Source organism: Vibrio sp. 1078-1 (assembly GCF_033340475.1).
The window spans coordinates 1-725 of sequence record NZ_JAWOWM010000312.1 but is presented as its reverse complement, the minus strand read 5'-3'; the positions used below and the strand labels follow the sequence as shown (position 1 = coordinate 725).

Here is a 725-nt window from a genome sequence, read left to right as displayed (position 1 = left end):
GGCCAACCAAAGGGGAACCTGGTTCAACACGAGATTCAAGGAAATACGGTAAGTCTTCTTGGTTTTGGTCATCGTAACTTGGCAGCAAATAGCTCAGCGGAATAAGAATTAAAAGACCACCAGCTAAGACAGCCAAGCCAATCATCGTCGGAGTAAAAAAGCTCAGACTCGGTAGCCCTGCATCTTCCACAAAGCTATTAATAATAAGGTTGGTCGAAGTACCAATAAGCGTTAATGTGCCACCAAATATCGCCGCGTAAGAAAGTGGAATCAGTAGCTTAGAAGGCGCGTGCTGTTGATTGCGTTTAATCGCACCAATCAAAGACACAACAACGGCCGTATTGTTGGTAAAGGAAGACAGTAAGGCGGTCGATAACCCAAGCTTGGCGATCACACTGCCTAAATGACCTTCTGAAATACTACGGCTCACCCAACTGATCAGTAACGTTTTTTCTAATGCACAAGAAGCGAGAATCAGCAGGACCAAAGTTAACAATGATGAGTTGGTAAAGTTCGCAGCAATGGTCGTGGAATCCATCATTCCCGCCATGAAAGCAATAAAGGCTGCACCAGCAAAAACGTAGCTCGGCTTAATCTTAGTCACAAGCAAACAAGTGATAATGCCAAGCAAAATCGCTAATACAAATCCTTGTTCCCACATAGCCTTTCCTTACCAAACAGCCCGAAACGAGCGAAACAAACCGCAACACAACGACAGTGTGTAG

1 protein-coding gene is annotated in these 725 nt (G+C 44.8%); it reads right to left on the bottom strand.

Going from position 1 to position 725, the window contains the following annotated elements; all coding sequences use genetic code 11:
- Positions 1 to 661, bottom strand: a 661-nt coding sequence (locus R7190_RS27285; protein WP_318137857.1) for an SLC13 family permease, incomplete at its 3' end; no start/stop codon positions are given.
- Between the last annotated feature and the right edge of the window lie 64 nt (positions 662 to 725).